Source organism: Providencia sp. PROV129 (assembly GCF_028482245.1).
In the GTDB taxonomy this organism is placed as follows: domain Bacteria; phylum Pseudomonadota; class Gammaproteobacteria; order Enterobacterales; family Enterobacteriaceae; genus Providencia; species Providencia vermicola.
Genome location: NZ_JAMPQD010000010.1, coordinates 36,634 through 50,481, shown reverse-complemented (window position 1 = coordinate 50,481; position 13,848 = coordinate 36,634). Strand labels below are relative to the sequence as shown.

Genomic DNA, 13,848 nt, shown 5'->3' with positions numbered 1-13,848 from the left:
GTCATATTTTGCGCTGTGGCGTTGTTGACTGCGCTCAGCTACTTGGGTCACATACTTGTGTATGCTCCCCAAGCTATCTTCGCTTGCCGCCTAGCCACACCTCAAACTATTTAGAAAAAATCGGTCAGTTAAAAGCAAAAGTAAAAGCAAAAGCAAAAGCAAAAATTTATTTTGTTATTAATTATACAGGAAGAAATTAATAGGGAAGTCGTTTGGAGTCGTAAATTTGTTAAGAAGGGTTAATTCCGCATTTTTGAGGTGAAAAGCGGCTATATATGAATAAATGTGAGATAAAAGGGGAAATACGCCTACCGAAGCAGGCGTAGTGAAGCCGTTGCCACGTGAAATATGACGAGTATCTTAGTTCATAAAGGTTGGGATTTGTTGCTCATAATTCTTTATTTGGTCGACATGTTGCAATGTCAAACCAATGCTATCTAACCCATTCATCATGCAATGACGGCGGAAACTATCAATATCAAAATGATAGGTTTTATCCCCTGCAGTGACCGTTTGTGCTTCTAAATCAACGGTAAACTGGCAACCTTCGTGGCTGTTGACGTAGTTAAACATCTCATCCACTTCTTGCTCGCTTAATTTGATTGGCAACAGTTGGTTATTGAATGAGTTGCCGTAAAAAATATCTGCAAAGCTTGGTGCAATAACCACTTGGATACCAAAATCCGTCAGTGCCCATGGGGCGTGTTCACGAGACGATCCGCAGCCAAAGTTTTCGCGGGCTAACAAAATACTCGCCCCTTTGAAAACAGGTTTATTCAGTACAAAATCAGGGTTAGGCTGCTGACCATTCTCATCTAAAAAACGCCAGTCATTAAATAAATGTTGACCAAAACCTGTGCGGGTGACTTTTTGTAAAAATTGCTTTGGAATAATCGCGTCAGTGTCCACATTCGCGGCGTCTAAAGGAGCAACAATGCCCACATGGGTGATTAACTTATCCATTTTTCTCTCCTTTAAATCTGAATATCGCGAACATCAGCGAAATGACCATTAATCGCCGCCGCAGCTGCCATTGCAGGGCTGACTAAATGGGTGCGACCTGCTCGGCCTTGGCGACCTTCAAAGTTACGGTTACTGGTGGACGCGCAACGTTCACCTGGGTTTAAGCGGTCATTGTTCATGGCTAAGCACATGGAGCAGCCAGGTAACCGCCATTCAAAGCCTGCATCAATAAAAATTTTATCCAAACCTTCTTGTTCTGCTTGGGCTTTTACAGGCCCCGATCCTGGAACCACAATAGCTTGTACGCCATCAGCCACTTTTTTGCCTTTAGCAATTGCTGCGGCTGCACGTAAATCTTCAATACGTGAGTTAGTACATGAACCGATAAACACTTTATCGATCTTGACATCAGATAACTTAATACCTGATTGTAACCCCATATAAGCTAACGCTTTTTCAGCAGATGCGCGCTCAACAGGATCCGCAAAAGACTCTGGTGCAGGGATCGGTTGGTTGATTGCAATCACTTGCCCTGGATTGGTTCCCCAAGTCACTTGTGGTGCAATACTGCTAGCTTGAATGGTGATGACTTTATCAAATTTAGCATCATCATCCGTTTTTAAGGTCTTCCAATAAGCAACGGCGTCATCCCATTGCTGGCCTTTTGGTGCAAACTGACGGCCTTTCATGTAATCAAATGTTGTCGCATCTGGTGCGATAATACCTGCTTTTGCACCCAATTCGATGGCCATATTACAAACCGTCATGCGACCTTCCATACTCAGGTTTTCAATGGCTTCACCACAAAATTCAACAATATAGCCTGTACCACCTGCGCTGCCTGTTGTACCAATGATCGCCAAAACGATATCTTTTGCTGTAATGCCTGCAGGCGCCTTGCCGACCACTTCAATTTTCATGGTTTTTGCACGAGCTTGTTTCAGTGTCTGGGTCGCCATAACATGCTCAACTTCTGACGTACCGATACCAAACGCTAATGCACCGAAAGCGCCATGGGTTGCGGTGTGTGAGTCCCCACACACAATCGTCATACCTGGTAAGGTGATCCCTTGTTCTGGCCCCATTACATGAACTATCCCTTGGTATGGGTGGTTCAAATCATACAGGGTGACACCAAACTCTTTGCAGTTTTTCATCAGTTCTTGCATTTGAATACGCGCCATATCACCGCAAGCATTGATGTCTTTGGTTTGGGTGGATACGTTATGATCCATCGTAGCAAACGTTTTACTTGGTTGATGCAATGGACGGTTTTTGGTTCTTAACCCATCAAATGCTTGTGGAGAAGTGACTTCGTGTACCAAGTGACGGTCGATATAAATCAAAGGGATTTCGTCTTCGACTTCACGTACCACGTGAGCATCATATAATTTTTGATATAAAGTTTTGGCCATGATTAAACCCCTTGTGCAATATAACGAGCAATAACATCGCCCATTTCACTGGTACTGATTGATTTGCCCGCACCCGCTAAATCGGATGTTCTGTGGCCATCTTCTAATGCTTTGTTAACTGCGCGCTCTATTGCATCAGCAGCATCGGCTTGGTTTAAGCTAAAGCGTAATAACATTGAGGCAGATAAAATTTGGGCAATTGGGTTTGCAATGTTTTTACCCGCGATATCAGGTGCTGAACCGCCTGCAGGTTCATATAAACCAAAACCGTCTGCATTTAAGCTCGCCGATGGCAACATGCCCATTGAGCCTGTGATCATTGCACACTCATCAGAGATAATGTCGCCAAATAAGTTAGAACATAAAACTACATCAAACTGCGATGGTGCTTTAATCATTTGCATCGTAGCGTTATCGATATACATATGATTAACTTCTACATCTGGGTATTCTTTGGCGATTTGGTTGACAACCTCACGCCATAATACAGAGCTTTGCAAGACGTTTGCTTTATCGATTGACGTCACTTTATGTGTACGTTTACGCGCAGATTCAAACGCGATACGTGCAATACGCTCGATTTCGTAACGATGATACACTTCGGTATCAAACGCATATTCTTCACTACCTTCGCCTTTGCGGCCTTTCGGCTGGCCAAAGTAAATACCACCTGTTAATTCACGAACGCACAGAATATCAAAGCCTTGTGCAGCGATATCTGCACGTAACGGGCAAAATGCCTCTAAGGCCTGGTATAAGCGCGCTGGACGCAGGTTGCTGAATAATTTGAAATGCTTACGTAATGGTAATAATGCCCCTCGTTCTGGTTGGCTATCGGGTGGCAAATGTTCCCATTTTGGGCCGCCAACTGAGCCAAACAACACCGCATCAGCTTCTTCACAACCTTTTACCGTCGCTTGTGGCAGTGGCTCGCCATGATTATCGATGGCCGCACCACCGACATCATATTCTTTAGTGTTAATCGTAATAGCAAAGCGTTTGCTCACTGCATCCAAGACTTTATGCGCTTGTGCCATTACTTCTGGACCGATACCATCTCCCGGTAATACGGCAATTTGATAACTAGACATGGTTACACTGCTTCCTTTGTGTTTGATTGTAATTCTTGGTTTATTTTTTGTTTTTCGATTTCGACTTGTTCAGAACGCCAAATGCTGTTTAAGACGTGAACCATCGCTTTTGCTGAGGATTCAACGATATCTGTCGCTAATCCCATGCCGTGGAACTTACGGTTATGGCATTCCACCACGATATCCACTTGGCCTAATGCGTTTTCACCATGACCTTTTGCAGATAACTGATAAGAAACTAATTTCATTGGGTAATTGGTGATGTTGCTAAAGGCTTGGTAGATAGCATCTACAGGACCATTGCCTGTTGCAGCTTCAGATTTCACTTCATCGCCACACTGCATTTTGACAGTTGCGGTTGCCACAATGCTTGAACCAGACTGTGTACTGAAATAATCCATCACAAAGTGGTCGGTTTCATCTTGTTGCTTAGTAAAGAAAGCCAAGGCTTCTAAGTCATAATCAAACACTTGACCTTTTTTATCGGCTAAGTTCAAAAACGCGGTGTACAACTCATCCAATTTGAAGTCTTTGCCTTCGTGATAGCCCATTTCTTCCATACGGTGTTTCACGGCAGCGCGGCCAGAACGAGAGGTTAAATTTAATTTCTCTGCTTTTAAACCAATTGACTCAGGCGTCATGATTTCGTAAGTTTCGCGGTTTTTTAATACGCCATCTTGGTGAATACCTGAGGAGTGGGAAAACGCATTGCTACCAACTACTGCTTTATTGGCTGGGATTGGGGTGTTGCATAATTGGCTAACTAATTGGCTAGTGCGATAAATTTCTTTGTGATTAATATTGGTGTGGACATTTAACATTTGCTCGCGCAATTTAATGGCCATAATGACTTCTTCTAATGCTGTATTTCCAGCGCGTTCGCCTAATCCATTAATAGTCCCTTCTACTTGACGAGCTCCCGCTTGAACGGCGCTAATAGAGTTTGCGACGGACATGCCTAAGTCATCGTGGCAGTGAACTGAAATAATGGCTTTATCAATATTTGGAACACGGTTATACAAATCGGTAATGATACCGCCAAATTGATAAGGTGTTGTATAGCCTACGGTATCAGGAATGTTAATGGTGGTTGCACCTGCATTAATAGCCGTTTCAACAATACGGCACAAATTGTCAGGGTCTGTACGTCCTGCATCTTCACAAGAAAATTCAACATCATCCGTGTAGCGTCTTGCACGTTTGATAGAGTTGATTGCCATATCCATCACACCATCAAACGACTTATTTAATTTTTTCTCCATATGTAAATTGGAGGTGGCTAAGAAGATATGGATACGGAAGGCTTCAGCCACTTTTAAGGATTCTGCCGCAACATCGATATCATTTTCAACACAACGAGCCAATGCGCAGATACGGCTATTTTTAATTTCACGAGCAATAGTTTGAACTGATTCGAAATCGCCTGGTGATGACACAGGGAAACCAGCTTCAATAATATCAACGCCTAAGCGTTCTAATGCGAATGCGATTTGTAATTTCTCTTTTACGGACAAACTTGCTTGTAACGCCTGCTCACCATCACGTAATGTGGTATCGAAAATAATGACTTGGTTGCTCATATTGTGTTCCTCATATCGAATTTTGTTTTAATAAATTGAGTTTTATGTTCTTCCAAAGCCGCAGGCATAAAAAAACCCGCGGGTTGCGCGGGTTCTTAATGTTTGTGGACAGTGCCTTTCTATTTTCCGTCCATAAGCATACCGCGCAAATTTAATGCGAGTAGTAGTAGGCTTAGTAGGCGAATAGAAAATGTCATTTTAAACTGTCTCTCATCAATATCTAAATTAAACTGTATTTATTGATACGTGATCTTAAAGTTAATGTCAATCATGGATTTCTGACTGTTTTTTACTAATTGTGAATTAAGCCCTTGAATTAGGGTATGTGACTATTTTCGCTAATTTCTATGATGTTTTTGCCTATTTTTTGAGTCTAAACTTAGGGTAAAATTCTTTCAATGAATTTTATCGGTGTCTTTGATTTATATAACTTATTGTTTTTTAAATTATTGTTGGCTTTTTTTGGGTTTAATGATTTGTAAAAAAGATAAAACACATAAAATTAATTACTAAAATCAATAGCTATTGATTAACTTAGTTGTCTAATAAATGAATAAGTAAAAATTAATCTGATAATAAGAATAATTACAGAATCCAAATGCGATTTATTATGATTTCTTCGGGAAATTGTTTTATTATTTTTACTGAGAGTAATCGTGATTCTAATACAAAAATATCACTCATTACCTTGGTGAATGTTTGCGTTTTATAATGATATCTATTCTGTGAATTATAATTAATGAGTAAAGTAATAGAAACGTCGTTTTAATAAATGCAGGGAAAGCGAAATAGCTTACTATCTATAAGTTGTTTCAGAAATAATATTTAACGAGTTTATATATTCGTCGGTATTTTTAAGGTGAATTTGTCTTTTCGTTAATGAAAAATGATAAATATATTTAGTGGAGTAAAAAATGACTGATTTTGATACGATTTCAACAGGTAAAAAAGAAAGCAGCGATATTCACCTACGTAATGTTGATTTAAATTTATTAACCGTTTTTGATGTCGTTATGCAGATGCAAAATGTCACGAAAGCAGCACAAGTTTTGGGGATGTCTCAACCCGCGGTGAGTAATGCGGTTTCACGTTTAAAGTCAATGTTTAACGATGAACTATTTGTTCGTTATGGCCGTGGTATCCAGCCTACATCGCGGGCAAAACAGCTTTTTGGGCCTGTAAGACAAGCGTTGCAATTAGTGCATAATGAATTACCTGGCGCAGGTTTTGATCCACAAGATAGCGACCGTATATTTAATTTATCGATTTGTTCACCTTTAGATATTCGCCTGGCTGCTATGATTGTTGCAAAATTTAAAATGGCCTCACCTAATATTAATGTGTTTATTCATTCATTTTTGGATAATAACATTGCACATCAGTTAAAATATCAAGAAATAGATTTCTTTATTGGATATAACCAATTCGAAAAACCCGAATATCAACATCAGATTTTATTTAATGATGAACTGGTATTAGTTACAGCGAATAACCATCCACGAATTGTTAATTCTATTAAAGAGTATGATTTAATGAATGAACGACACGCAATTATGTCAATGGACAATATTGGTTCATTCAGCAAACCTTATTATTACAATACTGAATTGTCCCATACTATTAGTTATCAAGGCACTGACCTCAGTAGTGTATTAAATATCGTTGCACAAACCGATTTAGTTGCAATTGCGCCTAAATGGTTAGTTGAACATTATACAGGGCAACTGAAATTACGTACTTTGCCGTTGCTTTTAGAAAGTCAGTCTCGTCCTTGTTATCTGACATGGCATGAATCAACGGCAAGGGATAAAGGCCACCAATGGATGAAATCGCAATTCAGCCAAATGATTGCGGAACTCTTGGACCAAGCTGTCGCGGCTTAAGGTAAATACTCTGAATGGAGCCTTGAACTATAGGATTCTTGGCTCCAAGACAAGTTAATTCACTCATTCTAGAGAATACTATGATGAGTTTTGCGGCAAACATAACATTTGCAGAAAATTTACATACAAAAACTTTCCTCCTACGTTATTAGTCGATACACTGCCGATATTCAGCTAACACTTGTAAGCTGAAATAATGAAACGGTTAAGTTCTTGTGAAGATACCGAGTGACTTATATCAATAATGACCGATAGGGAATTAACTTTGATTACTGAAAATCTATATCCATACCATTTAGTCAATCGCTTACGTAGCAGAATTAACGCACACGAATCAGCGAGCCGGATAGCTTTCAGTCAATGGAATAATGGGCAACAAAGCTCATTAACATGGAATGAAGTGGGGGAGCGCATCTCTGCGATTTCTCGCCACCTCTTGGCCTTAGAAGTTTCAACACAGGAACATATTGGGTTATTTGCCCATAACAGCATGAATTGGTCACTGATTGACTTAGCGTCACTTCAGATTAGAGCAGTGACGGTTCCGCTTTATGCGACCAGCAGTGTTGAACAAGCCGCTTATATTATCAACGATGCCAACATTAAAGTGTTGTTTGTCGGTGAACAAATGCAATATGACATTGCGTGCCAATTGCCTGCGCTTTGCCCGCAATTAAAAATGATTGTCGTCATGGACGAGAGTGTTGAGTTGATTGATAACTCAGTGGCAACCTTACACTTGTCGACTTTTATGGCACAAGCACAACCTGAATACCAAATGGAGCTGGATGCCCGAATTTCAGCCCATAACCTCAGTGATTTATTTACGATTATCTATACATCAGGCACTACAGGTGAGCCAAAAGGCGTTATGTTGGATTATTACAATATGGCTGCCCAACTGTATCTGCACGATGAACGATTACAACTCACCGCCGATGATATTTCGTTAAGCTTTTTACCGTTATCTCATGTGTTTGAGCGCGCTTGGAGCTTCTATGTCATACACGTGGGGGCACTTAACGTCTATTTAACGGACACCAATTTAGTGCGAGAAGCGCTAGCTGATGTCAAACCAACGGTGATGTGTGCAGTGCCGCGTTTCTATGAAAAAGTTTACAGTGCGGTGCAAAGTAAGGTATCGAAAGCGTCGTGGGCACGTAAAATGCTATTTAAGATGGCAATTTCCCTTGGTAAACGTCGCATTAAAGCGTTGTCAAAAGGCGGCACACCATCATTAATCAATCAGGCTATCTTCCCATTAGCAGATAAATTGGTTTTAAGTAAAATACGCGAGGGGTTAGGGGGGCGCATTCGTTTTATGCCCGCCGCAGGAGCGCGTTTAGATGACGATGTTATTGCCTTTTTCTTATCCGCAGGCGTGGATATTAAATACGGCTATGGTATGTCAGAAACATGCGCGACGGTTTCATGTTGGGAAGAAGGTAAATATCCACTAGGTTCGATTGGTACACCATTATCTTCGGTTGAAGTGCGTATCGGTAAAGATGATGAGATCCAAGTCAAGGGCCCTGTCGTGATGAAAGGTTACTACAATCGCCCAAATGAAACCTTAGACACGTTTACCTCCGACGGTTGGTTAAAAACAGGTGATGCAGGGAAAATTGACGAGCAAGGTAATTTATATATTACGGATAGGCTCAAAGACTTAATGAAAACGTCTAACGGCAAGTATATTGCACCTCAAATGATTGAAGGGGTATTAGGCCAAGACAAATTTATTGAGCATATTGCCGTCATTGCCGATGCACGTAAGTTTGTTTCTGCATTGATAGTTCCTTGTTATGACAGCCTAGAAGAGTACGCGCATTCGATTAACTTAAAATATCGTGATCGCCTTGAGTTGCTGAAAGATTCTAATATTGTGGCACTTTTTGAAGCTCGCTTAAAAGATCTGCAAAAAAATATAGAGAATTTTCATCAGGTTAAGCGTTTTACCTTGTTGCCCACTACGTTTTCAATGGAAAAAGGGGAATTAACGCCAACGTTGAAATTGCGCCGTAAGATTATTTCTGAACGCTATCAATTAGAAATTGAATCTATGTATCAAGAGTAATTAAGCGTTTTATTATCAGGCTTATCTATGTCGGTAGGTGAGCCTGATTTCTATATATTCATTTCATCCATGTTCTTTTTTCTTATTCATTACTGCCTGCAGTACAAAATATTTCACGTCGTTAGTTGGTTGGAAAATAGTCAATATTTCTTCCATTTTTTCCATATGCAGTTATTCCCTCTGTGAACGATAAATGTTTAAGATGATGTGAAATACTCGCTATTTTTGTGCTGAAATGATGTTTGCTTCGTTTCAGCCAGAGAGATATGTTAATAGCACGCATTAACCTGTTTAAACGATAAAAATAAAGGGGTAATTAATACCTCTTAACTTGCAAATAATGTCTGGGGGCAAACTCATGGAGAAGTTGTCGGGAGCTGAAATGGTCGTCAAATCATTGATTGACCAAGGAGTAAAGCACGTGTTTGGATATCCAGGCGGTGCAGTATTAGATATTTATGATGCGCTTCATACCGTTGGTGGTGTGGAACATATTCTGGTGCGTCATGAACAAGCCGCAGTGCATATGGCCGATGGCTATGCTCGCTCAACAGGGGATGTTGGTGTAGTTCTCGTCACTTCAGGCCCCGGGGCAACTAATGCGATTACTGGCATAGCAACTGCTTATATGGACTCTGTGCCGATGGTGGTGCTATCAGGGCAGGTTGCTAGCTCTTTAATCGGTAATGATGCATTCCAAGAATGTGACATGGTAGGAATATCTCGCCCGATAGTGAAACACAGTTTCTTAATTAAAAGTGCTGAAGAAATTCCTGAGACGATTAAAAAAGCCTTCTACATTGCGGCGAGTGGTCGCCCTGGACCTGTCGTTATCGATTTTCCGAAAGATACGGTAAACCCTGCACTTAAGTTTCCTTATCATTATCCTGAATCTGTTTCTTTACGCTCGTATAACCCTACACTGCAAGGGCACAAAGGGCAGATCAAAAAAGCACTTTCTAAATTAGTCGCTGCGAAAAAACCCGTCTTCTATATTGGTGGCGGTGCGATTAACGCCAATTGCTCAGCGGAAATCATTGAATTAGCAGAGTCATTAAAATTGCCTGTTGTATCCACGTTGATGGGCTTAGGGGCATTTCCTGAAACTCATAAGCAATCCGTAGGGATGTTAGGTATGCATGGGACTTATGAAGCAAATAAAGTCATGCATAATTCAGATGTCATTTTTGCTGTTGGCGTGCGGTTTGATGACCGCACTACGAACAATTTAGAAAAATATTGTCCGAATGCGACTGTGATCCAAATTGACGTTGACCCAACTTCAATTTCAAAAACGGTAAATGCAGATATTCCGATTGTTGGTGATGCGAAATCAACCTTAAAACAAATGTTAGGGCAATTAGATCAAGCTGTTGCAAAACAAGATGAAAATGCATTAAAAGATTGGTGGAAAGACATTGAAGAGTGGCGCAAAAAACAGTGTCTACGTTATGAAACCAATCAAACAAAAGTCAAACCACAGCAAGCCATTGAAATGATTTACCGTTTAACAAATGGTGAGGCATATGTGACATCTGATGTTGGTCAGCATCAAATGTTTGCCGCATTGTATTATCCTTTTGATAAACCAAGACATTGGATAAATTCAGGTGGTCTCGGCACGATGGGCTTTGGCTTACCTGCTGCATTAGGGGTGAAGTTAGCCCATCCAAACTCAACAGTGGTTTGTGTGACGGGTGATGGCAGCATCCAGATGAATATCCAAGAGTTATCAACGGCATTGCAATATGGCTTGCCTGTGTTAGTTCTGAACCTCAATAATGGCTTTTTAGGGATGGTGAAACAGTGGCAGGATATGATTTATCAAGGCCGCCATTCACAATCTTATATGCAATCGCTCCCTGATTTTATTAAATTAGCGCAGGCATATGGCCATGTTGGAATTTCAATTGCTTCTCCTGATGAACTGGAAGAAAAACTCAAGCAAGCGCTTGTGGAAGTGAATGAAAACCAACGCTTAGTATTTGTTGATATCAATATTGATGAAACCGAACACGTTTATCCAATGCAGATCCGTGGTGGAGCAATGGACGAAATGTGGTTGAGTAAAACAGAGAGGACCTGATTATGCGTCGTATTTTATCCGTTTTATTAGAAAATGAATCAGGTGCTTTGTCCCGTGTCATAGGTCTGTTTTCTCAACGTGGTTATAATATTGAAAGTTTGACGGTTGCACCCACTGATGACCCAACATTGTCACGAATGACTATCCAAACCAAAGGTGATGCGAAAGTTCTTGAGCAAATTGAGAAACAATTGCACAAGCTGGTGGATGTTCTGCGTGTGAGTGAGCTGACGGCTTCAGCACATATCGAACGTGAGATCATGTTAGTGAAGCTTCAAGCGTCTGGTTATGGGCGTGATGAAGTGAAACGCTGTGCAGATATTTTCCGTGGGCAAATCGTTGATGTTACACCAACGCTTTATACCGTTCAGCTCGCAGGAACAAGCGATAAACTGGATGCTTTCATCGAATCAGTACGTGGTGTTGCTGAAATTGTTGAAGTTGTACGCTCGGGTATTGTCGGTGTTTCGCGTGGTGACAAAATTATGCGGTGAAAAATTTATCTTCCAAAGGTAGAATACTCGGATATAAGGCCTCGAATGACTCGAGGCTGCTCCCGAAATTAAAAAGAGGTTAACGTGAAACTGGATGAGATAGCCCGTCTAGCGGGTGTTTCCCGCACAACGGCTAGTTATGTGATCAACGGCAAGGCCAAGCAGTATCGAGTCAGCGATAAAACTGTTGAAAAAGTGATGGCAGTCGTCAGAGAGCACAATTACCATCCAAATGCAGTTGCTGCGGGGTTACGTGCAGGGCGCACCCGTTCCATTGGGTTAGTGATCCCTGATCTGGAAAATACCAGCTATACACGTATAGCAAATTATCTAGAAAGACAGGCACGTCAACGTGGCTACCAACTGCTAATCGCGTGTTCTGAAGATCAACCTGACAACGAAATCCGTTGTGTTGAGCACCTTTTGCAGCGCCAAGTTGATGCTATTATTGTGTCGACTGCACTTCCACCAGAGCACCCTTTTTATCAGCGCTGGGCGAACCGTTCACTTCCTATCATTGCACTGGATAGGGCGCTTGAAAAAGAGCACTTTATTAGTGTTGTAGGGGATGACCAAGAAGATGCTTTTATGATTTCAGCTGAATTGCGTAAATTCAAAGCTGAATCGGTATTGTACTTAGGGGCATTACCTGAACTGTCTGTCAGCTATTTACGTGAACAAGGTTTCCGTAAAGCATGGAATGGCGATACGCGTGAACGTGAAGTTGACTATTTGTATGCAAATAGCTACGAGCGAGATGCTGCCGCAGAAGTATTTGCGAATTGGCTCGACAGCGGTAATGAGATGCCAGATGCGTTATTTACAACATCCTTTTCCTTACTCCAAGGTGTACTGGATGTGGCTCTTAAACGTAGTGGCCGTTTGCCTGAGCATATGGTTATTGCGACTTTTGGGGATAACGAATTATTGGATTTCCTCGGTTGCCCTGTGCTATCACTTGCTCAGCGCCACCGTGATATTGCAGAGCGTATCTTAGAACTAGTATTAGCTAGCCTCGATGAAAAGCAAAAACCCGATGCAGGTATCACTCGAATTCGTCGTGACTTATGTCGTCGTGGAAGTTTAGGTCGTAAGCAATAAAAAATAGCCGCAACTTTAGGCGATCAGTGTAAAGCCATTCAATAATGAGTGATGTTGATCACGATTATGAGTAATATAAGGGCCCCTACAATGTAGGCGCCCTTTTTTTATAGGCTAAAAATAAGTAAATATTTAACTTTAGGAATTATCCTAGTCGATTATTTATTTATTTTGTAACAAAAGCTAAATGCGATAAAAACAAAAATAAAAAAGGTTTTTGCATAGGTTTGCATTGGGTTGGTTACTTCTTTTGTAATTTTAATACTGTTTATTAAAACAGTTGTTTAGTTCAATGAAATATAACGGTTTTATTTTACTGGAGAGGCGTTTTTATCTTTACAGTGCATCAACACTGTTTTACGAACAGATTAAAAGTAAAGAATTGGTACGAAATACACTGATTAAAAATGAGATAGAGATTGGATTTAGCGTCGTTTGTGTAATTTTTCAACAATAAACAGCCACTTTGCTATTTTGTGCGAAATTTATAAAATAAGCTAATTATATCAATTTGTTATTTCTTATTTTCTTTCCAAGTAAGATTTTACCCGTCCTTCTATTTTCTGAATTGTTCTGTAAATAAACCTAAAGCCAGGTGTGACTGGCTTGACAAGATTTTCATACCATTCGTAAACTTTATATGTGGAGAATTGTGGGGTAAAGTGGGTAGCTAGGAAATAAAAGGGGTTTAATCGGGTATGTTTCGTGGGGCAACACTGGTTAATCTCGACAGCAAAGGGCGGCTAACCGTGCCTACTCGTTATCGAGGAATGCTGACCGAGGAAGCGAAAGGGCAAATGGTCTGTACCATTGACCTTCACCAGCCGTGCCTGCTGCTTTATACCTTGCCTGAATGGGAAATCATTGAAGAAAAGCTGTCTCGTTTATCTACCATGAACGAAGCAGAACGACGTGTACAACGGCTTTTACTGGGTCATGCTAGCGAATGCCAGATGGATAATGCAGGACGTCTTTTGTTAGCCAATACATTGCGCCAACACGCAGGGCTAACCAAAGAGGTCATGTTGGTTGGCCAGATTAATAAATTTGAACTTTGGGATGAGCAAACTTGGTACAAACAAGTGGAAAATGATATCGCTGCGGAGCGTCTCACCACTGAACCACTCTCAGCCCGCTTACAGGATTTGTCACTATAAC

General features: G+C 40.9%; 10 protein-coding genes. 6 read left to right on the top strand and 4 right to left on the bottom strand.

The window, feature by feature from the left end; translation table 11 throughout:
- Positions 1-360: 360 nt before the first annotated feature.
- From leuD to leuA, 4 genes are read right to left on the bottom strand one after another with little or no spacing between them, the layout of a single operon-like run.
- Positions 361-963, bottom strand: coding sequence for a 3-isopropylmalate dehydratase small subunit (gene leuD / locus PSF27_RS07000; RefSeq protein ID WP_206082717.1), 603 nt, complete (start codon positions 961-963; stop codon positions 361-363).
- A gap of 11 nt (positions 964-974) precedes the next feature.
- Positions 975-2,378: a 3-isopropylmalate dehydratase large subunit gene (gene leuC, locus PSF27_RS06995; RefSeq protein WP_272539108.1), complete on the bottom strand. Its 1,404-nt coding sequence runs from the start codon at positions 2,376-2,378 to the stop codon at positions 975-977.
- A 2-nt stretch (positions 2,379-2,380) separates the two neighbouring features.
- On the bottom strand, positions 2,381-3,469 hold the full coding sequence (gene leuB, locus PSF27_RS06990; protein WP_272681170.1) for a 3-isopropylmalate dehydrogenase: 1,089 nt from the start codon (positions 3,467-3,469) through the stop codon (positions 2,381-2,383).
- A 2-nt stretch (positions 3,470-3,471) separates the two neighbouring features.
- On the bottom strand, positions 3,472-5,049 hold the full coding sequence (gene leuA, locus PSF27_RS06985; protein ID WP_206082714.1) for a 2-isopropylmalate synthase: 1,578 nt from the start codon (positions 5,047-5,049) through the stop codon (positions 3,472-3,474).
- A 914-nt stretch (positions 5,050-5,963) separates the two neighbouring features.
- Here leuA and leuO point away from each other — a divergent pair.
- From leuO to mraZ, 6 genes are all read left to right on the top strand, one after another.
- The gene (leuO, locus tag PSF27_RS06980) at positions 5,964-6,932 is read left to right on the top strand and encodes a transcriptional regulator LeuO (protein WP_272681169.1); all 969 of its coding nucleotides are present in this window, start codon (positions 5,964-5,966) and stop codon (positions 6,930-6,932) included.
- Between the two features lie 244 nt (positions 6,933-7,176).
- On the top strand, positions 7,177-9,009 hold the full coding sequence (locus PSF27_RS06975; RefSeq protein WP_272681168.1) for an AMP-dependent synthetase/ligase: 1,833 nt from the start codon (positions 7,177-7,179) through the stop codon (positions 9,007-9,009).
- Positions 9,010-9,367: 358 nt separating this feature from the next.
- The gene (ilvI, locus tag PSF27_RS06970; protein WP_206082711.1) at positions 9,368-11,095 is read left to right on the top strand and encodes an acetolactate synthase 3 large subunit; all 1,728 of its coding nucleotides are present in this window, start codon (positions 9,368-9,370) and stop codon (positions 11,093-11,095) included.
- Positions 11,096-11,097: 2 nt separating this feature from the next.
- On the top strand, positions 11,098-11,589 hold the full coding sequence (ilvN, locus tag PSF27_RS06965; protein ID WP_206082710.1) for an acetolactate synthase small subunit: 492 nt from the start codon (positions 11,098-11,100) through the stop codon (positions 11,587-11,589).
- A gap of 84 nt (positions 11,590-11,673) precedes the next feature.
- Entirely contained in the window at positions 11,674-12,690 is a 1,017-nt protein-coding gene (gene cra, locus PSF27_RS06960; RefSeq protein WP_272681167.1) for a catabolite repressor/activator, read from the top strand.
- A gap of 698 nt (positions 12,691-13,388) precedes the next feature.
- A complete protein-coding gene (gene mraZ / locus PSF27_RS06955) occupies positions 13,389-13,847 on the top strand; it encodes a division/cell wall cluster transcriptional repressor MraZ (RefSeq protein WP_206082708.1) in 459 nt (152 codons plus the stop codon).
- The last annotated feature ends 1 nt before the right edge of the window (position 13,848 follow it).

Bases quoted from the DNA above. Each gene is read 5' to 3' on its own strand.
- PSF27_RS06975 (WP_272681168.1), top strand. From the start codon at position 7,177: ATGACCGATAGGGAATTAACTTTGATTACTGAAAATCTATATCCATAC.
- leuB (WP_272681170.1), bottom strand. From the start codon at position 3,469: ATGTCTAGTTATCAAATTGCCGTATTACCGGGAGATGGTATCGGTCCA.
- ilvN (WP_206082710.1), top strand. From the start codon at position 11,098: ATGCGTCGTATTTTATCCGTTTTATTAGAAAATGAATCAGGTGCTTTG.
- ilvI (WP_206082711.1), top strand. From the start codon at position 9,368: ATGGAGAAGTTGTCGGGAGCTGAAATGGTCGTCAAATCATTGATTGAC.
- leuC (WP_272539108.1), bottom strand. From the start codon at position 2,378: ATGGCCAAAACTTTATATCAAAAATTATATGATGCTCACGTGGTACGT.
- leuD (WP_206082717.1), bottom strand. From the start codon at position 963: ATGGATAAGTTAATCACCCATGTGGGCATTGTTGCTCCTTTAGACGCC.
- leuA (WP_206082714.1), bottom strand. From the start codon at position 5,049: ATGAGCAACCAAGTCATTATTTTCGATACCACATTACGTGATGGTGAG.
- mraZ (WP_206082708.1), top strand. From the start codon at position 13,389: ATGTTTCGTGGGGCAACACTGGTTAATCTCGACAGCAAAGGGCGGCTA.
- leuO (WP_272681169.1), top strand. From the start codon at position 5,964: ATGACTGATTTTGATACGATTTCAACAGGTAAAAAAGAAAGCAGCGAT.